This window comes from Candidatus Nomurabacteria bacterium, assembly GCA_023898525.1.
In the GTDB taxonomy this organism is placed as follows: domain Bacteria; phylum Patescibacteriota; class Minisyncoccia; order Phycocordibacterales; family UBA918; genus OLB19.
Map to the genome: position 1 here is coordinate 433855 of CP060227.1, position 19855 is coordinate 453709.

22 protein-coding genes and 1 tRNA gene are annotated in these 19855 nt (G+C 40.7%); 7 read left to right on the forward strand and 16 right to left on the reverse strand.

What is annotated here, in order from left to right; translation table 11 throughout:
- Nucleotides 1–83: 83 nt before the first annotated feature.
- From H6779_01875 to tnpA, 3 genes are all read right to left on the reverse strand, one after another.
- The gene (locus H6779_01875; protein USN88173.1) at nt 84–719 is read right to left on the reverse strand and encodes a hypothetical protein; all 636 of its coding nucleotides are present in this window, start codon (nt 717–719) and stop codon (nt 84–86) included.
- A 120-nt stretch (nt 720–839) separates the two neighbouring features.
- Nucleotides 840–2039: a DUF1704 domain-containing protein gene (locus H6779_01880; GenBank protein USN88174.1), complete on the reverse strand. Its 1200-nt coding sequence runs from the start codon at nt 2037–2039 to the stop codon at nt 840–842.
- Between the two features lie 209 nt (nt 2040–2248).
- On the reverse strand, nt 2249–2710 hold the full coding sequence (gene tnpA, locus H6779_01885; GenBank protein ID USN88175.1) for an IS200/IS605 family transposase: 462 nt from the start codon (nt 2708–2710) through the stop codon (nt 2249–2251).
- Between the two features lie 91 nt (nt 2711–2801).
- Here tnpA and H6779_01890 point away from each other — a divergent pair, with 91 nt between their 5' ends.
- Nucleotides 2802–3134, forward strand: coding sequence for a hypothetical protein (locus H6779_01890; protein USN88176.1), 333 nt, complete (start codon nt 2802–2804; stop codon nt 3132–3134).
- A gap of 94 nt (nt 3135–3228) precedes the next feature.
- Here the strand turns inward: H6779_01890 and rplL are convergent, their stop codons facing one another.
- Nucleotides 3229–3747 (reverse strand): 50S ribosomal protein L7/L12, encoded by a 519-nt coding sequence (rplL, locus tag H6779_01895; GenBank protein ID USN88177.1) that lies wholly within the window; start codon nt 3745–3747, stop codon nt 3229–3231.
- Nucleotides 3748–3958: 211 nt separating this feature from the next.
- A complete protein-coding gene (locus H6779_01900) occupies nt 3959–4444 on the reverse strand; it encodes a 50S ribosomal protein L10 (GenBank protein ID USN88178.1) in 486 nt (161 codons plus the stop codon).
- Nucleotides 4445–4772: 328 nt separating this feature from the next.
- Here H6779_01900 and H6779_01905 point away from each other — a divergent pair.
- Nucleotides 4773–4846, forward strand: a tRNA-Pro gene (locus tag H6779_01905).
- A gap of 61 nt (nt 4847–4907) precedes the next feature.
- On the opposite strand, the gene H6779_01910 is transcribed toward H6779_01905, so the two are convergent.
- The 5 genes from H6779_01910 to H6779_01930 form a co-directional block, all read right to left on the reverse strand.
- On the reverse strand, nt 4908–5372 hold the full coding sequence (locus H6779_01910) for a DoxX family protein (GenBank protein ID USN88179.1): 465 nt from the start codon (nt 5370–5372) through the stop codon (nt 4908–4910).
- A gap of 80 nt (nt 5373–5452) precedes the next feature.
- Nucleotides 5453–5932 (reverse strand): DUF1360 domain-containing protein, encoded by a 480-nt coding sequence (locus tag H6779_01915; protein USN88180.1) that lies wholly within the window; start codon nt 5930–5932, stop codon nt 5453–5455.
- Nucleotides 5933–6161: 229 nt separating this feature from the next.
- A complete protein-coding gene (locus tag H6779_01920) occupies nt 6162–6836 on the reverse strand; it encodes a transposase (GenBank protein ID USN88181.1) in 675 nt (224 codons plus the stop codon).
- Between the two features lie 162 nt (nt 6837–6998).
- Nucleotides 6999–9044: a peptidoglycan-binding protein gene (locus H6779_01925; GenBank protein ID USN88182.1), complete on the reverse strand. Its 2046-nt coding sequence runs from the start codon at nt 9042–9044 to the stop codon at nt 6999–7001.
- Between the two features lie 944 nt (nt 9045–9988).
- The gene (locus H6779_01930; protein USN88183.1) at nt 9989–10717 is read right to left on the reverse strand and encodes a hypothetical protein; all 729 of its coding nucleotides are present in this window, start codon (nt 10715–10717) and stop codon (nt 9989–9991) included.
- A gap of 243 nt (nt 10718–10960) precedes the next feature.
- Here H6779_01930 and H6779_01935 point away from each other — a divergent pair, with 243 nt between their 5' ends.
- From H6779_01935 to recA, 3 genes are read left to right on the forward strand one after another with little or no spacing between them, the layout of a single operon-like run.
- Nucleotides 10961–13171 carry a DNA translocase FtsK 4TM domain-containing protein gene (locus H6779_01935; GenBank protein USN88184.1) on the forward strand — a complete coding sequence of 737 codons (2211 nt, stop codon included), beginning with the start codon at nt 10961–10963 and terminating at the stop codon, nt 13169–13171.
- 20 nt (nt 13172–13191) lie between these two features.
- Nucleotides 13192–13569 (forward strand): hypothetical protein, encoded by a 378-nt coding sequence (locus H6779_01940; protein ID USN88185.1) that lies wholly within the window; start codon nt 13192–13194, stop codon nt 13567–13569.
- 18 nt (nt 13570–13587) lie between these two features.
- Nucleotides 13588–14661: a recombinase RecA gene (gene recA / locus H6779_01945; protein USN88186.1), complete on the forward strand. Its 1074-nt coding sequence runs from the start codon at nt 13588–13590 to the stop codon at nt 14659–14661.
- A gap of 68 nt (nt 14662–14729) precedes the next feature.
- On the opposite strand, the gene H6779_01950 is transcribed toward recA, so the two are convergent.
- The 3 genes from H6779_01950 to H6779_01960 are packed head-to-tail and all read right to left on the reverse strand — an operon-like array spanning nt 14730 to nt 16469.
- Nucleotides 14730–15443 (reverse strand): FAD-dependent oxidoreductase, encoded by a 714-nt coding sequence (locus H6779_01950; protein ID USN88187.1) that lies wholly within the window; start codon nt 15441–15443, stop codon nt 14730–14732.
- A 50-nt stretch (nt 15444–15493) separates the two neighbouring features.
- Complete coding sequence (locus H6779_01955) at nt 15494–15829, reverse strand: hypothetical protein (GenBank protein ID USN88188.1); 336 nt, start codon at nt 15827–15829, stop codon at nt 15494–15496.
- 49 nt (nt 15830–15878) lie between these two features.
- Nucleotides 15879–16469 (reverse strand): RNA polymerase sigma factor, encoded by a 591-nt coding sequence (locus H6779_01960; GenBank protein ID USN88189.1) that lies wholly within the window; start codon nt 16467–16469, stop codon nt 15879–15881.
- A gap of 46 nt (nt 16470–16515) precedes the next feature.
- On the opposite strand from H6779_01960, the gene H6779_01965 reads away from it, so the two are divergent.
- Nucleotides 16516–17091, forward strand: a complete 576-nt coding sequence (locus H6779_01965; protein ID USN88190.1) for an elongation factor P — start codon at nt 16516–16518, stop codon at nt 17089–17091.
- A 323-nt stretch (nt 17092–17414) separates the two neighbouring features.
- Here H6779_01965 and rpsR read toward each other — a convergent pair whose 3' ends face one another.
- The 3 genes from rpsR to H6779_01980 are packed head-to-tail and all read right to left on the reverse strand — an operon-like array spanning nt 17415 to nt 18670.
- Nucleotides 17415–17618, reverse strand: coding sequence for a 30S ribosomal protein S18 (rpsR, locus tag H6779_01970; GenBank protein USN88191.1), 204 nt, complete (start codon nt 17616–17618; stop codon nt 17415–17417).
- 43 nt (nt 17619–17661) lie between these two features.
- Nucleotides 17662–18099, reverse strand: coding sequence for a single-stranded DNA-binding protein (locus H6779_01975; protein ID USN88192.1), 438 nt, complete (start codon nt 18097–18099; stop codon nt 17662–17664).
- A gap of 34 nt (nt 18100–18133) precedes the next feature.
- The gene (locus tag H6779_01980; protein ID USN88193.1) at nt 18134–18670 is read right to left on the reverse strand and encodes a 30S ribosomal protein S6; all 537 of its coding nucleotides are present in this window, start codon (nt 18668–18670) and stop codon (nt 18134–18136) included.
- A gap of 85 nt (nt 18671–18755) precedes the next feature.
- Here H6779_01980 and H6779_01985 point away from each other — a divergent pair, with 85 nt between their 5' ends.
- A complete protein-coding gene (locus H6779_01985; protein ID USN88194.1) occupies nt 18756–19688 on the forward strand; it encodes a D-alanyl-D-alanine carboxypeptidase family protein in 933 nt (310 codons plus the stop codon).
- Nucleotides 19689–19855 lie beyond the last annotated feature (167 nt).

The window sequence follows — 19855 nt, forward strand, 5'->3', positions numbered from 1 at the left end:
TTTAATTATACCATGAAAATGCAGTGTAAATAGGCAAATTGCCGATCAAAAGAGCCGCGTCCGAAGGACGCGGCTCTTTTGATCTACCCCCGATACGATCCGACATGCAACTCATCACGTACACCAATCCTATCTACCAGTATCTGATGCTTATAATCAAAAATGTCACGAGTTAATTTGTCATACATCCCTACTCGATACAAAAGGTCTTCTGATGTCATTGCAGCAAATCTTATCTCGATACCAATCTCTGCTTCAAGTGAACGGATAGCGCTTTCTACTTTAGACTGAGACAGCTTTTTCATAGCGAGCAGAACATCCAATCGTTGCTCAAACTCCCGTACAAAAACCCCCGCCACCACCACAAAGTCCACCGGACCAGCTTTACGCAAGTGCCGCAAAAGATTCTTTCCGTCTATCGGTGCTGTTTCAAATAAGAAAGTCTGAAGGGCTTGTAGTTCTGGGAATTTTTTATTTAGAGCGTAGCTTAAGACCTTTGTTTTTTTCGTTTTGCCCGGCAAAAGCGTCTGCGACATGCGAGAAGTTATGACTCCTGCTTTTTCTAAGGCCGAAATCTCAGTGCGCGCCGTTCGACGCACTAAACGCGCCCGCCGACACATATCATCAAAAGTAAATTCCTTAGACGGATTAAATAGAAAAAAACGTAGGAGTTTTACGCGAGCCGTACTACCAAACAGAATAGAAAGTGGGTCTGACATATAGTGAAGTGGCGTGATTATAGCATAAATAACCTATAGTGAATCTGGACAAAAATGCGGGTGTGTTTCTAAGAAAATCAGCCATTAAAGCGCGCGCCTTCGGCGCGCGCTTTAATGCTTTTATAGAATATCCAACTGATTTAATATATCAATATGATCTTGATTAGTAGGATCATATTTACCAACCAAAAATCTTTCAACCTCTGGATCAGGACTCTCTATCAGATCTTTAACTCCCAAATAACCTGAAAAATAAATCAAATCACGAGTAAATGCCTCACCGGCACTTTGCCCAGTAGTCCCCCTGAAAGTTCTCATGCAACGTTTCCACGATTCATCTAGTATACGCTCTTTAGAAACACCTAGCATTTCATAATATTCTTTGGACAGATTAAATATCTGCCTGAAGTTAAACTTTTGCTTAGGATAAAGACCCATAATTAAACAGGTGTTAAAATAATTTATAGTCCCCGGCATACTTTTATCTATGAATGACTGTCTGTAGGTAGCCAACCCCTCCTCTCCTTTTAAGTACTGACCCAACCCAACCGATAACAACAAAAGTGGGCTTTTAAGACCATTATAGTGTCTTGCTAAATGGACATTAATCTCATGCTCTACCAAAGCCCCAGCTTCTGTCTTTGTCACCTTCCTTGTTTCCGGTATCAACACAGACTTTCTACCGTAACTTAAGGTTATAACCAAAACAGTCGAATCAACCTGCACCTGCCACGGTATATTTTTTTCGACTAAAGCTTTTTTAAAAAACTCAACCAACTCATCAATTGTTAAATAATTTTGAACATCACTTGGTTTATATTCTATGTCAGAACCATCAGCCTCTACCTCAAAATAATCAGCTAAGTCGTTCCACTTTTCACTTAAAGCAAAGTTATGCCTTTCTGCCACATAAAGAGTAGCTGCTAAAGCCCGTCGCATGATTTCCTCGTCAGGAGCGCCGTAGATCTGTTTTGAAGCCTCTGTCACCGTTTTGTCCCCCTGCCTGACAATCGCCTCTAGCAAAGATACCTTATGTAGCTGACTCTCAATTTTTAGAGCATAGGCTTTTTTAACCGCCAGGTGAGCAGAATTATCACTACTTACTATTTCTTGTAGTTCTAGCAGCTTGGTTTTATGATGTGATACTGCCTGTATATCAACATTATATTTGAGAGTTGGCTCGTCGATAAGTCCGGCCAAAAATAACTCCTTTTGTCTAGCCATCTTAGCCTGATCAAACTTGATGTAGTCGATATCGTCAAAGGCACAGCCGTCTTTGTATATCTCAAACCAGTCTTTATCTAAAGCTTCCCTTTGCATACGGTGATTGTATCACTTTTTTAATAACCCCATATTATCCTCATTTTCATTTTTTCTTTACATTTTTCGAAAACATGTTTTAATCTATCCAGGTTTTTTGATTAACTGTTTTTTATAGTTCGGAGGAACTTGAAAATGGAAGAAACATCCAAAAATTGGTATGAAAATGAACTACCCCGATGACAAGCATACGGGGTATCGGCGTTGGACTAGGTAGTAAACAGTGAAGTCTGAACCGGTGCGGAGTGTAGCTGTTGGTATTCGGGATAACCTTGGTTTTTAACGTAATTGGTAATAATATCCATACTGGCATTACCCACTGTATTTGCATAATAACCTTCAGTCCAGAACTTTCCTCCCCAGAGTTTTATTTTTAGTTCAGGGTGGATTTTAAAGAGATGATTGGAGGTGATGCTTTTTATTTTCTTTACCGTATCAGAGAAACGTATGTTTGGAATTGTTTGTATTAAAAAGTGTACATGATCTTCGTCTATTCCTATTTCAAGAAAGTATATCTCGTAAGCTGGACCAAATTCCAAACATAAGTTTTTAAATGTTTTTGATATTGGTGGTGTAAATACATCTCTTCTGTATTTTACTGGGCATACCAGATGATAGATGAACAGAGTTTTGTTGTGTGGTTTTTTGATATGTTGTGGTTTACCTTTCATTACTGTTTAGTATGACAGTGTTTCCCCCGATGACAAGCATGCGGGGTAAAGATGGAATTTAAAAGTATTGTTGATACAAACTATTCCTATCATGACTCGTCATACAACAGGAGGATTGGTATCTCTTGGCGTTAACATAGCCAATATTACTAGCGTAGACAATATAAAAAACGCTTTGGCTTTCATGCGAGAAAATCGGTGCGACCTGATAATTGTTGATACTAAAATTGTTGAGGATTTAAGCAACAACAGGATTTCAGACATCAGCTCTTCAGGTCAAAAAATTATTCTGATAATCGGCAATTACGATAAAAATAATCTGGCCAATGCAAAAAACAACGGTGTTTCTAAGTGCATTGTAAAACCATTCCAACCAGTAACACTGGGAGAAGTAATCGATAGTGTGTTTAACAAGACCACTTAATAGACACAAAAAGCGCAGGATATGTGATGCCTGCGCTTTTTTTCAAAAAACCCCCCTTACGGGGTGTTTTTTGTCCTTATTTAGTCTAAGAAACTTATTTCAAAGTCACTTTTGCGCCAGCCTCTTCAAGCTTAGCTTTCAAAGCTTCAGCGTCTTCCTTCTTCATTCCTTCCTTTACTACTGCTGGAGCGCCGTCTACCATCTCCTTAGCCTCTTTTAGACCAAGAGCTAGTACTTCCTTAACTGCCTTAATAACAGCAATCTTCTGTGCACCAGCATCAGTTAGCTCAACAGTGAACTCTGACTGTTCTTCAGCACCACCAGCTGCACCACCAGCTCCCGGAGCCGCTACCGCTACTGCAGCAGCTGATACACCAAAGCGCTTCTCTAACACCTTAACAAGCTCGTTAAGCTCTAGTACGCTCATTTTTTCTACCTTTTCAACCAAGTCCTTGAACTCAGCCGGTACTTCAACTGATTCATCTACACCACTGTCAGTAGCTGTATCAGCTGCCGGAGTAGCTTCTTCTTTAGTTTCCTCAACTGGAGCAGCTTCTGCTGGAGTAGTAGTTTCTTCTACTGCCACGTCGTCTTTCTTTGTTTCTTCTGACATATTGTATTTAGTTACTTTACTGATTGATGTGTTCCAGGAATTTGCTCTAGGAAATGAGCAAATTCGGAACTAAATTCAGAATAGTCGCTTACGCTCCTTTCTTTATTTATTTTCATCACTCATATTAAATTCTATTAGTTTTGAATATTTAGTAATTTTAAATAAAAAATAATTAATTTCACTTTATATACTTTGTTAAATTAATTATTTCTTATGTTTTCTTCTCCGCAATAGCGTTTAAAGATATAACCAAACCTTGAATTGGAGAGTTGATTACATTAACAAACATACCACGTAGTACTTGGAGAGGTGGGATTGAAGCAATTTCAATCATCTCATCCTGGCTCTTATAAACTCCTTGGAATACTCCACCAACGATAGAGATATTCTTCTTGAATTTATCTGAAAAGTCTTTGATATTTTGGGCTGGCGCAATCGCATCAGTACTGTATGCTACCGCAATTTCTCCCTCAAGAGTCGGCATTTCACCAGTAAAGGTGTCACCGAAAGCTCGCTTCATCAGAGTCTTTTTGGCTACAAAATAACCAACTCCATTTTCACGCAACTCCTTTCTCATTGCGGTTGTATCTGCAACAGTTAATCCATTGTAGTGGACAAAAACAATTGACTCAGAATTGTCACGAACCTCCTCTAGTTTGGCCAGAATATCTTGCTTCTTGGCTTTTGAAATGGCCATGATTTTCTATAAATAACTACACTAATAATTCTCAGGCCACGGATATTAAAAAGCTAATATCTATAGGCTTCGACCCCAAACTTTAAAATAGATTGGACCTCGGTCGGCTGATGTTAAGACATCAATTACCGCACTACAGTGCGACCAACTGTCATGAGCCTGACGGGGTTCAATATAACAAATATATAAAAATAGTAAAGGTCCGGACTGCCTTGCATACAGCCGGACCCTTGGGCACCCACTAACCAGGAATGAAAGTGGTACTTTTATCCTATATGAAATGAAAATATAGTCAATACCTCCCCGCTTTAGTACAATAATGAAGTTTCGGGGTGTAGCATAGTGGTAGTGTGCACGCATGGGGTGCGTGTGGCCCGAGTTCGATTCTCGGCATCCCGACCACAAATAAGTAAATGAGGTGCGGCCTACGGCCGCACCTCATTTACTTATTTGTGGTCACTCATTAAACACTAGGCATAGTCACTGTTTCTCCTCTGTTTTTCAACTTTGCAGAAAGTGAGACCGCTCCCGGACCGGCAATCAGTAAAGCTATAGTCAGACCGAGCGCCAATACATCCAAATCACCCGCGGCCCCAATATTGAATGACTTAATTGTCCACCACGCCACAAAAGCAATGATCGCTAACCACAAAGACCAAAAACGTGTCATTACCCCTAGTATCAAAGCGATACCACCAAAGAGCTCAGCAAAGGCTACCAAGAAAGCAAAAATATCAACTATTGGAAAGCCGTGATTGGCCAGCATTCCAGCAAAGCCAGCCAAACCCGCTTCACCAAAGAATTTGCTATAACCATGCACAGTAAAAAATACACCAGTCGCAATTCTGGCTACCAATAAAGCGTAGTCTACGTCGCAAGCGGCAGGACGCACATCATCAAAAAATGTAAAAACTTTTTTAAACATCATAATATTTATATTATTAGCAAACGATTAACCTCTATAAACATCTTATCAGTCAAAACAAGGTATGCCCAGCCACTAACTGTCTATTCTTTGTTCTTTTTATCTAAATATTCTGCACTATTACCAACTAAAGTACCGACATTCTGCAAAAAAGTTGCCACTGCTGACACAGCCAGAATCACAACTGGTATCACCGCATATGATGTAAGCAGATAGAAGAACACAACCGTGGCCCCCATCCAGATACCCAAACAAGCTGGACAACCAAGCAAATCTGCCAGCGTACGTCTAGGGCCAGTGGTAGGTTTTACCAACTCAAAACCTCTACCCACCTTCTTCAAATCCCAGAACTGTTCGCGAAAAAAACGCATGATTATGTCATAAGCAAAGAGCCGGATTAGTCGCCAAGTTGCTAATGTCATTAAAACATAATCAATCGGCTTAAGTTCCTCCTCCAAAAAACGTGACTCCGTTTGGAGTATAATTATCCCCATCACCACCAGTGCTAAAAAGAAAATGGAGAAAACAAAATTCCAAAAGTACTGATCAGTAATACGTATCATATACACCAATATTATACACTAGCCCCAACTACCATGATAAAAAATAAAGTCCCAGCAATCACTACCGCAAAACTGATCAGGAATTTATAAAATGTTTTATTGAACATTTGTTTATTATACACCACTCATACACAACCACGTTACAACAAACACTCAGTCAAGTAATAAACCAAGGGTAACCCTAGGCAAGTCTGCCTAGGGTTACCCTTGGTAAGTAATTTAATTACCCTTAAAATGCAAATAGATTGTCTTTGTAATTCAACCACTCAAACAACTCTTCCTTTATATTATCTTTTGTTTCAAAGTATTCCGGAAAAGAATCAGGATTTAAGATCATTTTTTCCGGTCTAGTGCTTCCTAAATAATCCTGCAAACTAGAATACTGAAAAGACGCACAAAAATCATATGATTTTTGTGCGTCTTTTATCCCCTCCTCTTTCCAAGTTGAGTCTATCAACTTTACCGGATTTAAATGGATATAAGCATATAGATATTTTAAATATTCATCTGTATCAGTATGTTCTGCTTTAAAAGTACCCTGAAATAATGATCCGCTTCGATTATTTTTCTTATTGAAATACATTGAGTAACCAGTTGCTAACTTTTTCATAAAAGCAGTTACCCCACCATCAACCATTGGTGTTATCAAAATATGAAAATGATTAGGCATAAGACAATAAGCTCCGATGGATACAAGTTTGTTTTTACGATCAAATTCGTACACAGAAGCAAATCGTTCGCGAATGTCCCTGACACTAATATGAAGTGCTGAGTTTGAAAGAAACATAAGTTCTGTAAATCTGTTGTAATCTTGTGAGTCTAAGAAAATTGTACGCTTATCTACTCCTCGGTTGTAAACATGATAAAATTCATTTTCAACAAAACCTATAGTTCTTGTACTCATTACTAAATAATATAGCATGTCATCAAACCTACCCCGAGGAAAGACCTCGGGGTAGGTTTGGTTGGTTTGGTTAAACACACAACAAAACCCCGCTTATTAAGCGGGGTTTTGTCTGGTTTAGACTGAACTTTTACATTCACCTTTACCTATCTAGTCAATTAACTAGTTAGTGATTAGGTATGTATTAGTTTCAAAGTCTTCCTCTGGCAGAGTTGAATCTGTCTGAGTAGGTGTTGCAGCAGAAGTGTCGTTAAATCCAACTGAAAGGATTTGTGCACGGAACTGTCCGCTAGCTACTGGGTCGTAGGTAACTGTCAACTTAAGTTTTGCAGTATCACCTTCTGAGATGTGTACATAGTTTCCTTCAATAGTACCACCGCTTACGCGCTGTACAGATTGAGTAACTGTACCAGTTGCAACAGAGGCACCAGTATCATCTTCAATTTCGTAAGCAATACCTACTGTAGATGAAGCATTTCGGGTTGCTGTAAGAGGAACCCAAGCATCCTCACCAAAAGCAGTGACCTCTAACTCTACTACGTAACTACCGTAATTCTTAGTAGAGTCATTAGCATCAACTGTTTGTGTTGATGGTGACTTGTCGTCTGACATAATGGTATCAATTCCAGATGTTCGTAGTGTATGAGTATCACCAGCAGCTGATCCTCGTAACTGATCTGGAGCTGTGTTGTCAAGATCATCTCCACCTTCTGCTACGTTAGCATCAGCGTTAGCTGAAGTAACTTCAGCCATAACTGTAGTACCTTCTAGAGCTACAGCTAGAGAGTTGAACTTAAGCTTAAGCGCTGCTTCAACACGATCACCAGCATCAATAGTAACATCCTTATCAACATTGAAGTTCAATGTTGCTGTCGCTGTACCACCGTTGGTAACAGTAACATCATCGATAGTTGTACCGTCAATAACAAGTTCTGCATCGTCAACGATAGTGTTGTAAGTTGTTGAACTAACAGCAACAGTTACGTAGATGTTATCAAGTGCAATATCATTTACAGAATCATCTGTGTCGAGGTCGAAGATAAATACTTCGTACCAGTCTGAATCAGCATCATCCTCTACTTCAAAAGTAGTGCTTGTTGGATCATTAGCTGAAGTCTTTACGATAAGCTCGTCATCATTTCCAGCTTCCTCTAGTGTAAAGTTCTCATTAACACCAAAGTCTTGTCCTGAGTTCTCAGTTGTTGAAACATCGTCAGCATCGAAGAAGCGAAGTGCTTCCATTGAAACATTCCATGTAGTCAATTCAGCTGCATCAAGGTTGTTTTGAACTGATCCAGCTAGTACAACATCGAACCGATCGTCCTCTGCACCGAAGATATCAAGACCGCTGAAACGGAATGTTCCAAGATCCTCATCTAGGTAATCATCTTCATTATCAGCATCCTCCTCAGCCACTTTCTCACCATCTACCCATAGAGATAGAGTATCAAAAGCGTCCCAAGGCTTAACTGTGTTTGTGTTTGATTGACCATCAGCTAAAAGCTGTACATCAATACGACTGATCAAAGCGTCACCGTCTGTGAATTCTAACTCAAATTCAGCTAGCTCAGCATCCTCTGAACCCTCTTCGATAGTATCATCAGCAGCGCTGTTGATGTTGAAGGTGTCAAGTGAAGCCTCTCCTGAAAGAGTTGTATCCTCTTCCTCCTCCTCATCCATGTCTTCGTCTTCATCCATGTCTTCGTCTTCGTCATCCGCTACTGGAGGAACAACTACTGTGTTAAGAGCGTTAGCCTTATTGCGAGTAGATGGACCAAAGTATCCAGTTGGATTAACTAGACCAGCTGGAGAAAGAATCTCTGAGCGGTACTTAACTTGGAACTTAGATACTGCAGCTGCTGTAGCAGGACCGTAGTATTCAGTTTCCATTCCAGCAGATCCTACAGAACCAGCTGCTGCTACGCGAGTATCAGGGTCAGCGTTTAGGAACTTCTGTAGCTCCATTACATCTGCACCTGTTGAACCTGTTGAAAGGTCACGAGTCCAAGTGAAACCACTAGCTGTAGTAGAACCACCTTGACCAACTTGTGCTTGCAAAGAAGCAATCTGTGCTAGTAAATCATTAATCATCTTTTGCAAGTCTTCAGCTGACTGTGCCTGCGCAGCAGGAGCGTAAGCTGAGAAGATCATTGCGAGTGCCACAAGAGCCACACCGGCCTTTGCAGCGATATCTTTTACAATAGTCATAAATATAATTAAATAATATTTTTGCGTGGGGTTAGCACGCACGCACTCAATTTAATGAGCAGTTAATTTGATAACGACTGATAATATGAATTAATTCATATTTCGTAGACGGTTTATCACGTCATCTACGCAATATCACTAACTCCAGACTAACGGATATTTTATTTATCCCTCAGGCCAGAGGTTAGCTGCAATACAAGTCTGAGTTTCAATCATTAGCCACCAATACGGAATCAAGTTAGTCAGAAACGTGTGTACTTGAATATTATAAGGAATAATAATGTACGTGACACACAAACGTTTTGTAAGATTAGATATATAAAAATTATGCAGCCTCCTACACAACCCTGCTTAACTAAAAACTATCAAAATTCAAGACTCTGAAATTTAGTCAGCACGTCTCTCAAAGAACATTCATACCTTATGTACTATTTCAAAAAAATGCTTGGTAAATTGTAGTCTATACAATACCCGAATGACACTTCCAGAAAAAGCGCACATAAGCGCATAAGAAATAGTATATCAGTTTCTTATACATTTACTGTAAGGTTTAAACATTCCCATGTGGATTATTTGCAGAAACTATTAAAAGAAAGTTTATGCATATAAAAAATCTGTTTAAACTATTGACTTACAGCTGACACGATACGTCAAAGTATAAAAAACGTCAACGAAAACTACTCTTCCTGTCTGCGTATGATGACGACCAATACTACCTCATCTTACCAAAGAAAAAACACTAAAAAACAAAAAAAGCTAAGTGACAAGACCTTCTTCATGTGGAGTCAAAAACGGTCAAGGGTAACCCTAGGCAAGCTTACCTAGGGTTACCCTTGACCGTTTTTATTGTCCTAAAGAAGTTATCTAAATAAGTCCAGCCTATAGGATATAGTTAAGTGTGTATTGGAGTAAGCTGTCCTTATTATCGCGTGACTTTTTGTCCGTTATTTAATAACTGAATATTTAGACCATCTCCTCTCTCCTTGTCTTATTACTTGTCCTTTGTCTATTAAAGAATTGAGTTCGCGCTGAATGGTCTTCTCACTCACGTCTGTTATTACTTCTGCTATGTCTTTTATTGTCGCTTCAGGCTTTGCCTCTAAGACTGTCTTTATGCGCGTAGCCCGGTCAACCAATTGACTGTAAACCATATGAGCATCTGAACTTATATCACCCTTGGGTATAGACACTCGAGAGGGTCTAGCAACTGAAGCGGAACGCATCGTCATAGATCGTTCGGTTGCCACCGGGGGAGTCTTAGGTCCATCCTCCTGTAGAGAAAGTGGGGTCTTATTGACGTAGTGATTCTTAATGTAACGCTGTACCAGATCAAGCTCAGTCAGTAGCATAGTGAGAACATCGTCAGTTATTATTCGGGCAGCGTTGGCAATTCTAAGGACACCTTCTAGAGACACTAGAGTTTGCTGAAAGATAAAGACCCTATCCTTGGCTTCGTACTCATAAAAAGACAGCGTGGTCAGCGACTCTTCATATACGTTCATAGCTCTGTCACTTAGTGTCTTTATATGAAAGTCTGACCTTTCGTCTTTTTCTATATGAGACAGTATGTAGAAAATGACTGACACGATTTTTTCTGTCCTTTTAAAAACATTACCATAGTAATCATTATCTGCAGCTAGTCTTTTTGTTGCATAAAGTTTGTCTTTGTCCATAACGTCTTTTTTCTATTTGTGTCTGTTAACCATCTGTCTTTTGTGTCTGTTATCTTCTGTTTAGGACACCTTCTTCGTCCTTACTACTATAAAGACATTTTGTTCTTTGGCAAGGTTTTTTTGTCTTGTCTTTAAGGAATTTTATTGCCTGTTTTTTCTCTTTTTTGCCGATTAAAACCAAAAGATATTCGTGGTTTCATGTTATTATTGGCGTATTCAAAGTTTAGAGTTTTTATTTTTGTTATGTCTAGGAAAAAGAAAAATACTGTCGAAAAAACACCAATGTTTGATGATTTGTCGCCACAGACAAAACAGGCAATTGGAGCTGTAGTAATTGGAATTCTGGGAATCTTTTTTCTCCTTTCTTTACTTGGTTTCGCTGGTCGAGTTGGCGGTTTCAGTGAATTAGCTTTGACCAAACTATTTGGTACCGGGGCCTGGCTGGCACCCATCGCTTGTGGCTTTTACATGTTTGCCATGATGCGTCCACGAGAGGATGAGCGGGTCAGTACTTCTAAAATTCTTGGCATCTCACTTATGTTCCTTTCCCTACTAGCCTTACTCGAGCTCTATCAAGAAAATTTAGGCGGCTTGGCCGGCTTGGCCCTCAGTTACCCCCTATCTTTTCTGGTTGGCAATGTAGTAACTGGAATCCTCCTAGCTGGTTTTGTTTTGATTGGCATCTTCCTTACTTTCAACACTGGTCTCTCAATGCCAAAATTTGGTAAAAAAGACACCACTGGTCTTGAGGATATAGACGAAGATTTTGATCTAGAAGAACTCGACATACCAGAAGTTGAAGAAGCTAACGCCAGAAACGAAGAGTCTGGTAGCGGTGAAGACGACGATGAGACTGCTACTAAGAAAGGTCTACAATCCCTGACCAACAAAGTCAAAGAGACCCTAACCAAAGACGGAGACATGATGGTAAAGCACTTTAGTGGTCCTTATATCCCCCCTTCGCTGTCCCTCTTAAACAAAGACAAGGGTAAGGCGGTAGCTGGCGACGTGAAGGCCAACTCTCTCACGATAAAACGTACCCTTAAGGAATTCGGTATCAATGTCGAAATGGATGCAGTCGAAAGTGGACCTGCCATCACCCGCTACTCCTTAAAGCCAGCTCAAGGTGTGCGAATCTCGCGTATCGTAGCTTTGCAACAAGAGCTACAGCTAGCACTTAAGGCCAGCACCATTCGTATAGAAGCTCCAATACCAGGTAAGTCATTGGTCGGTATTGAAGTACCTAATTCTGTTCGCTCAACCGTTGGTCTAGCCTCTATCTTGCGTAACCCAGAATACACCGACTCACCACGACCATTGCTTGTAGCACTCGGTAAAGACGTGGCCGGAGGGGTTCACTTCGCCAACATCGCTCGTATGCCCCACGCCCTAATCGCCGGTACAACCGGATCAGGTAAGTCGGTCACGATACATAATATTATTGTGTCGCTACTGTTTAGAAATTCACCAGACCAGCTTCGCTTTATTCTGGTAGACCCAAAGCGAGTGGAACTTACTCTATATAACGGAATCCCTCACCTCCTAACTCCGGTTATCACTGAACCGAAAAAGGCACTAAAATCTCTAAGTTGGGCAGTGAAAGAAATGGCTAGACGTTATGACATCTTGCAAGCCGAAGGTATACAAGGTCTTGATCTCTATCACAGCCAAGTCTATCAGCCGGCCAAGGAAGAATGGGAAGCTAACGGCAGTCCAGAGGAAGAGCGTGACAACCTACCTGAACCGCTACCTTATATTGTGATCATTCTTGATGAGCTCAACGACCTAATGCAAGCCTACCCACGCGAGCTAGAAGCTCTGATTGTACGACTAGCGCAAATGAGCCGCGCAGTTGGTATACACTTACTTTTGGCTACCCAAAGACCATCGGTGAACGTAATTACCGGTACCATTAAGGCCAATATTCCAACCCGTATTGCCCTCAATGTAGCTTCTCAAATTGACTCTCGCACTATTATTGATCAAATGGGAGCTGAAAAACTGCTCGGACAAGGTGACATGCTCTATCTATCCTCCGACAGTCCAAGACTAATCCGTATTCAGTCTGCTTTTATTTCGGGTGATGAAATCAAAAAGGTTGTCTCCTACCTAAAAGCTCAAGATGCGGACACTCTCGATACCATCGACTTTGAAGAAACAAAAGATGGTAACGCTAACTCCTTTATGGCTTCAATCGACGGAGAAAGCGACGACGAGGAAGACGAGCTGTTTGATGACGCTAAGCAAGCGGTTCTAGAGGCTGGAAAGGCTTCTACCTCATACCTACAAAGAAAGCTCCGCATTGGCTACTCTAGAGCAGCGCGGCTAATTGATATTCTTGAAGAAAGAGGAATTATCGGTCCAGCTGACGGTTCCAGACCGCGCGAAATACTTCTTGGTAAAGAAGAGGAGGCTGACGATGAAGAGAAAGAGGATCACTCGACCCACCAATAATAGTTTGGAATAATACAACTATGCCAGATTTTCCCCAGACGCTAGCACTAAGAAGTATTCTCAAGGTGTTAATAGTAGTTTTTTTTACCACTGTATTTGCGTCTTATGTTTTGTTCCAGGCCAGATTTGTTATTGCCGGACCGCAAATAACCCTGACTGAAGAACCAACTACTCAACATAACACCAGAGTGGTAGAATTAGTCGGTACAACTAAGAATATTACCCATCTCTGGCTCAATGATCGACCTATTTTCACTGACGAAACAGGTAGATTTGACGAGACATTGGTACTAGAAAACGGATACACTATAGCCACCCTGCGTGCCAAAGACAGATACGGAAGAGAAACAGAGTTGGTCAGATCATTTGTTTATACACCCGTTTCATTTATTCAATAATAATTAATAATTAACATTATGGTAAAGAAAAAGACGACAAAGAAAGTAAAGGAGGTAGCCACTGCTGAAACGGAAGAGCGAGGAGTTTCAAGTATTGCTGAAACCCTACGAGCCATTAAAACAAAGTTTGGTGACGAAGCCATCATGACACTGGACGAAAGCAAGAAAGTAGATATTGATGCAGTCCCAACCGGATCAATCGGCTTAGATGATGCCCTTGGTATCGGCGGTTTTCCACGCGGCCGAATTATTGAAATCTTTGGCCCTGAATCATCTGGTAAAACTACCCTATCTCTGCATGCAGTAGCCGAAGCACAGAAAATGAACGGTATCTGCGCCTTCATTGATGCTGAACACGCCATGGATCCGGAATATGCAAGAAATATCGGTGTAAAACTGGATGAACTTCTTATTTCACAACCAGATAACGGTGAACAAGCCTTGGAGATCGTAGAGTCGTTGGTTCGCTCTGGTAAGATAGACGTTATTGTAATTGACTCAGTCGCTGCCCTAACCCCCCGTGATGAAATAGAAGGAGAAATGGGAGCACACCATGTTGGTAAGCAGGCTCGTCTGATGAGTCAGGCCCTGCGTAAACTTACCGGTATCGTAGCCAAAAGTAAGACAGTAGTAATCTTTATTAACCAAATTCGCATGCAGGTAGGAGTGATGTTTGGTAACCCAGAAACCACTCCCGGTGGAAAAGCTCTTAAATTCTACACTTCCGTCCGTCTAGACATAAGGCGTATAGCCCAAATCAAAAAAGGTGAAGAAGTGGTTGGTGGTAGACACCGCGTAAAAGTGGTCAAAAATAAGGTCGCTTCCCCTTTCCGCACCACTGAATTTGACTTAATTTACGGTGAAGGTATTTCTCGTGAAGGTGAACTATTGGCTCTGGGAGAAAAATACAAGCTAATCAAAAAAGCTGGAGCATCATATACTTATATACCACCAGGTGGCGACGAAAGCGCAGAAGTGAAACTAGGTCGCGGCTATGATGCAGCCAGAACCAGCTTGCGTGAAGACAAAAAAGTACAAAAAGAACTACTTGGCCATATTAGAAAAGCACTGAAAGAAGAAGCGGCGGCTTAAAGTGGTGGGTTTTTAAATGGCCGGGCCGTGGCCGCGACCGGCCTTTTATAAACCACCACTTTACCCTCTTAATACCCTGAAAACTCCTCAAACCTTATAGAATCTGGGTCAACCTTAGCTTCTAAAAGCATTGACCGCATAGCCTGCACCATGCCCTGCGGCCCCGCCATATAATAAATAGCCTTATCAGTATCTGGTACATGACGCTTGACCATCGGCCAGTCAATATAACCCCGCTCGCCTGACCAGTCATCAGACTCGTCCAACTTAGTCATGGTGGGTATAAAATTTAGATTTAGAGCTTTTGAATTAGAAAGGTCGCTAAGCTCGGACAAAAAAGGGGCATCCTTGGGTTCGTTATTAGAATAGAATAAATATAGTTTGTGCGGTTTCTGGTTACTTTTAGCCTCTTTAATCATGCTCATAAAGGGAGTGATTCCAATTCCGCCAACTAAAAAAACGGCTGATTTTTGTTCGTTTTGATGTAAAGCGAAAGAACCATAAGGCCCTTCTATCTCAACCAGATCGTCTGGAAGTAAATCATTTAAGGTATTTTTATAATCTGATCCGCGCATCCTAGTCGCTATCGCCAGGTCAGACTCAACCGGCTCTGTCACCAAAGAAAAAGTGTGAGCGTTGGATCCAGTTAACTTTGGTAAAATCAAGTCTATAGTTTGACCAGCTTGGTATTGAAAATTTTCCGGTTTTTCAAAACGAAATAGTCTGGTACCCGCAGCGACTTCTTCTGCGCCTTTGAATTTAACCTGGTATTTAGCTGCCATAACGTAATTAATGTCGTAATTAAAAAATAGTGTTATTAGCAACACGTTTGTTAAGCGTATTGCATTGGACTGGGACTGATTTTACCACGAAAGCGCAGACTGAGTAAGGAGAAGATTATCAGGCCAAGGGTTAGAAGTGTCAAAAATTCACCATGCTCTACAGCTTGAATAAAAGTCTGCCAAATATAAGCTGGTAGCAATCCTAATTGTACGCTAAGTAAATTGGTCCAGATATCAGGCAAAGACACCAGACTGACAAATAAAGCGCTGCTGACCCCAAAAATAAAGCCCAACGAAGTATAAAAATTAGTAGAAATACTGACCAAGTAACTATACCAAACCCGTTTCATAACTACACTTCTTATTTTTGTATTGGTGTTTTCCATAGATTATTACTTTATTTATACTATATAACTAAACAATAAGCCCCTTAGGTTACATCAACCCCTCTATCTCCTCCTCTCGACTTTCCCTTCGAAACGCAATCTTAGCGCGATAAATTCGTACCTTGATAGTACCTACACTTTCTTTGGTGTGCTTGGCAATGTCCGCATGAGACCACCGCTCCAAATAATGCAAGCGCAAAACCTGAGCAAAGTGACCAGGTAACCTGGATAATATGCGCTCTACCCCGTCTTTTTTTTCGGACAAAGCACCATGCTCCTTCTGTTCGCTAATAAATTGCTCAAATTCTGGATCTAAAGAAGTGAAACGCTGCCCCTCTTTCAATAATTTTTGGTATCGCGTAAAAGCTGTATTCATCAAAATCTTGTACGCCCAAGAGGAAAACTTGGCCCCGTCCTGGGGTGAAAAAGATGCAGCATTAACATATATCTTAGTAAAAGTGTCCTGCACTACCTCTTCGGCATCACTTTTGTTAAAAATAATGCTCTGCGCTTTACGCAAAAAAGGTGTCTCATAGCGGTCAAGCAAGATAGCAAACAGCCAAGGCTCATTAATTGACCGACGTAGCACCTCTTCATCGGTTAGCGAATGTCCTTTGTTGGTAGTTGTCAGTCCTAACATATATGGTAGTATCTTCTTGCCTTTACTATAGCATTTTTAAATATTTATGGCAGTCTTATCTTATAACGAAATTACCCCGAAAAAGGTTATCATTTTTAATGATGAGCCTTATTTAGTGCTCTCTTACCACGTTTTTCGCAAACAACAACGTAAACCAGTAAACATCACTAAGCTTAAAAGCTTAAAATCAGGACGGGTGGTTGAAAATACTTTTCATGTAAATGAAACCGCTGAAGAAGCTGATCTAGAGAATCGTAAAATTGTTTTTATCTACCGCAAAGGTGATGAATATTGGTTCCATAACTCAGGCCGACCCAGTGAACGCTTTGCTTTAACAGCTGATTTAATCGGTGATGCCGGCAAGTTTATCAAGGACCGTTCAGAACTTGAGGCTTTAGTTTACGAAGATGAAGTGATCGGCGTAAAAATACCGATCAAGATTGAACTAAAAGTCAAAGAAGCTATGGACGCTGTCAAAGGTAACACCTCCTCTGGTGCTCAGAAGGAAGTGACTCTAGAGACCGGGGCGACTTTGATGGTGCCAATGTTTATTGGTGAGGGTGATATGATTGCAATCAATACCGAGACCGGGGAGTATTCAGAGCGAGTAGAAAAGGCGTAAATATGAAAAGCTCTCATAATTTGAGAGCTTTTTTGTTTTTTACAAGAGAAATTACAGCCTCCAGGGCTCTTTTTTTCTTAATTCATTATCTATTTCTCCATATCTAGGATCATCTGTAATAGTGCTATCTAAGAAACGTCTCCCCCAAGAAGTCCGAGACAGAATAGCAACTATAACCACAAACGCCAAAGCTGCACAAAGAAATATATTCATTTTCTTTTCCTTTTGTTTAAAAAATTACTTATCTTGCCCACAACTTTATACTCTATAAAAACAAAAAGGGCAAGAACTGCGTTCTTGCCCTTTTTGTTTTTTCTCTAAACTTAGTGCTGAATATACGGCAGCAAAGCCATAAACCGTGCTCGTTTGATAGCGCGAGCAAAATCACGCTGTGATTTAGCTGAAAAACCAGTTCGCTTGCGACCAAACATACGAGAGTGCGGATTTACATAAGCTCCAAGGCTAGTTATATCCTTGTAGTCAATGTGCTCCAAAGCAGCTTTTTTGTGTAGATTATGCTGTTCCATAGTTGCTTTCTTAATTTTACTTATAAATTTCTTATTGTTTTAATTAAAACGGAATGTCTTCAGGATTGATTTCTTCTTCTGGGTAATCTGGAAGAGCGGACTTTTGACTATCATCATCTGATTTACCACTTCCACCAGCTGAAACTGACGAACCTCCACCCTTAGGACCAAACTGTACTCGCTCTGCAATCACCTCTGTACGATACTGTTTTTGTCCATCCTTATCCCAAGACCGAGTTTGCATCCTACCTTCAACAAAAGCACTATTGCCTTTACTTAGATACTTGGCGCAATTTTCTGCCTGCTTACCAAATACCACAATATTGTGATAATCAGCCGCTTCTTGTCTCTTACCATCACGATCATTAAAAACACGGTTGGTAGCAAGTGAAAATGAACACACTTGCATACCGCTAGGCAAAGATTTTAACTCTGGATCACGAGTCAAGTTGCCGTAGACCATTGCTTTGTTGATATACATAGAATTTTTATATAATTAGCTTATTATGAGCTCATTATACCGTTTCTTCAGCCTCTTTGCTATTGTTGTCGTCTTTTGTTTCTCCTTCAGATTCCACCTCTTCTTCATTGATAGATTCTTCATCTTCCTCCAAATCCTCATCGTCTATAACCTGAACCTTCTTTTCAACAATCGCATCATGGAAGCGAAATGGATTTTGCTCCTCAACTTTCGTTAACTTTATAAGCAAGAAGCGCAGTAATTCTTTACTCCCCTCAAAGGCTTCGGTCAACTTAGCAATCTTAGCCGGCTCAAGACGAAAACGAACCCAGCCAAAATAGGCGCTGTTGAATTTTCGATTCTTACCTTCAAGGTACTTAAAGATGTCGTACGCTAAATCAAAGCGTTTTGGTGACTCTTCATCTATGAGCTCACCCCCGACTTTAGTAATATGGTTTTTGAGTTGATCAAAAACACTGGCTACTTCCCCTTCAGCAACTGTTGGAAGTACGTGGAAAGCAAATTCGTAGCTAACAAGCTCACGCTCATCGCCGGTCTTTGCTTCAGTCGCTGGCATTTTTGTGTCTGACATTTATACAGAACTTAACCTAATAACTCGGCTACACTACCACAGATATCATCTGTGTTCAAGACCGCGACCATGCTAGAATTAGCTGATGTCACAAGAGCCAAAAACAAAATCAATTAAAATCGTAGTGTTAATACTGATTGTCATTCTAGTTGCCCTAACAGGATATTTATTCCTAGAGAACAGCAAAAAGACTGACCAAATATTGGCTCTAAATACTGAGCGAGACGAGCTCCAGATATCGTTGGAAAAACTTGGTTTTGAGAAAACTCAAATCGAAAACACTGCCGAAGAGCTCACAAAAGAGTTGACTCTGACCAAAGAAACGCTGCAAGAAACCGAAGACGATCTGAGACACGAAAAAAACAAAAATGATGATTTTGAAGATCAGATTCGCTCTATTTCCGGTACGGTAAAAGATTTGGATAAGCTTTCTAAGACCGATGAGGAACTACTACAAAAATATTCTCGTACTTATTTCTTGAATGAAAACTTCATCCCACTCAAATTAAAGCAAATTGACGATAAATACATATTGCCGGGTAAGAAGGACCAATATTTTCACGGTGATGCAATTGGGTTTTTAGAAGACTTGCTTGATGCCGCTAAAAGGGCCGGTCACGACATAAAAATAGTTTCAGCTTATCGGTCTTTTGACGAGCAACAGGATCTGAAGGGCCAATATACACAAGTCTACGGTAGCGGCTCAAACGCTTTCTCAGCTGATCAAGGCTACTCGGAACACCAGCTCGGTACTACAGTAGATTTGACCGACGAATCTACCAACGGCACCTATCAGTCTTTTGGCGAAACTGAAGCTTATAAATGGTTGGTGGACAACGCCTATCGCTACGGATTCATTCTCTCCTACCCTGAGAATAATGAGTTTTATATTTATGAACCATGGCATTGGCGCTTTGTCGGTACTGACCTAGCTGGCGACCTTCATCGCAAAAATGCCCAATTTTACGAATGGGACCAAAGAAAGATTGACGAGTATTTAATTAAGATTTTTGATTAAGATTTAAAAAATGATCGGTCAGATAATGAAAGGCCGGTCGCTTCGCGACCGGCCTTTCTTTTCTTTCTAAAACCAACTTTGTCGCCCACAAACTTGTACGCTATACTGCACCCAACCTGCAGCTCGGTACTGCATGTTCTTTTACAACTTACATACATAAAGGAGTA

What these genes read in the sequence shown, in the direction of transcription:
- H6779_01875 (USN88173.1), bottom strand. Translation starts at nt 719, where the DNA reads ATGTCAGACCCACTTTCTATTCTGTTTGGTAGTACGGCTCGCGTAAAA.
- H6779_01880 (USN88174.1), bottom strand. Translation starts at nt 2,039, where the DNA reads ATGCAAAGGGAAGCTTTAGATAAAGACTGGTTTGAGATATACAAAGAC.
- tnpA (USN88175.1), bottom strand. Translation starts at nt 2,710, where the DNA reads ATGAAAGGTAAACCACAACATATCAAAAAACCACACAACAAAACTCTG.
- H6779_01890 (USN88176.1), top strand. Translation starts at nt 2,802, where the DNA reads ATGACTCGTCATACAACAGGAGGATTGGTATCTCTTGGCGTTAACATA.
- rplL (USN88177.1), bottom strand. Translation starts at nt 3,747, where the DNA reads ATGTCAGAAGAAACAAAGAAAGACGACGTGGCAGTAGAAGAAACTACT.
- H6779_01900 (USN88178.1), bottom strand. Translation starts at nt 4,444, where the DNA reads ATGGCCATTTCAAAAGCCAAGAAGCAAGATATTCTGGCCAAACTAGAG.
- H6779_01910 (USN88179.1), bottom strand. Translation starts at nt 5,372, where the DNA reads ATGATGTTTAAAAAAGTTTTTACATTTTTTGATGATGTGCGTCCTGCC.
- H6779_01915 (USN88180.1), bottom strand. Translation starts at nt 5,932, where the DNA reads ATGATACGTATTACTGATCAGTACTTTTGGAATTTTGTTTTCTCCATT.
- H6779_01920 (USN88181.1), bottom strand. Translation starts at nt 6,836, where the DNA reads ATGAGTACAAGAACTATAGGTTTTGTTGAAAATGAATTTTATCATGTT.
- H6779_01925 (USN88182.1), bottom strand. Translation starts at nt 9,044, where the DNA reads ATGACTATTGTAAAAGATATCGCTGCAAAGGCCGGTGTGGCTCTTGTG.
- H6779_01930 (USN88183.1), bottom strand. Translation starts at nt 10,717, where the DNA reads ATGGACAAAGACAAACTTTATGCAACAAAAAGACTAGCTGCAGATAAT.
- H6779_01935 (USN88184.1), top strand. Translation starts at nt 10,961, where the DNA reads ATGTCTAGGAAAAAGAAAAATACTGTCGAAAAAACACCAATGTTTGAT.
- H6779_01940 (USN88185.1), top strand. Translation starts at nt 13,192, where the DNA reads ATGCCAGATTTTCCCCAGACGCTAGCACTAAGAAGTATTCTCAAGGTG.
- recA (USN88186.1), top strand. Translation starts at nt 13,588, where the DNA reads ATGGTAAAGAAAAAGACGACAAAGAAAGTAAAGGAGGTAGCCACTGCT.
- H6779_01950 (USN88187.1), bottom strand. Translation starts at nt 15,443, where the DNA reads ATGGCAGCTAAATACCAGGTTAAATTCAAAGGCGCAGAAGAAGTCGCT.
- H6779_01955 (USN88188.1), bottom strand. Translation starts at nt 15,829, where the DNA reads ATGGAAAACACCAATACAAAAATAAGAAGTGTAGTTATGAAACGGGTT.
- H6779_01960 (USN88189.1), bottom strand. Translation starts at nt 16,469, where the DNA reads ATGTTAGGACTGACAACTACCAACAAAGGACATTCGCTAACCGATGAA.
- H6779_01965 (USN88190.1), top strand. Translation starts at nt 16,516, where the DNA reads ATGGCAGTCTTATCTTATAACGAAATTACCCCGAAAAAGGTTATCATT.
- rpsR (USN88191.1), bottom strand. Translation starts at nt 17,618, where the DNA reads ATGGAACAGCATAATCTACACAAAAAAGCTGCTTTGGAGCACATTGAC.
- H6779_01975 (USN88192.1), bottom strand. Translation starts at nt 18,099, where the DNA reads ATGTATATCAACAAAGCAATGGTCTACGGCAACTTGACTCGTGATCCA.
- H6779_01980 (USN88193.1), bottom strand. Translation starts at nt 18,670, where the DNA reads ATGTCAGACACAAAAATGCCAGCGACTGAAGCAAAGACCGGCGATGAG.
- H6779_01985 (USN88194.1), top strand. Translation starts at nt 18,756, where the DNA reads ATGTCACAAGAGCCAAAAACAAAATCAATTAAAATCGTAGTGTTAATA.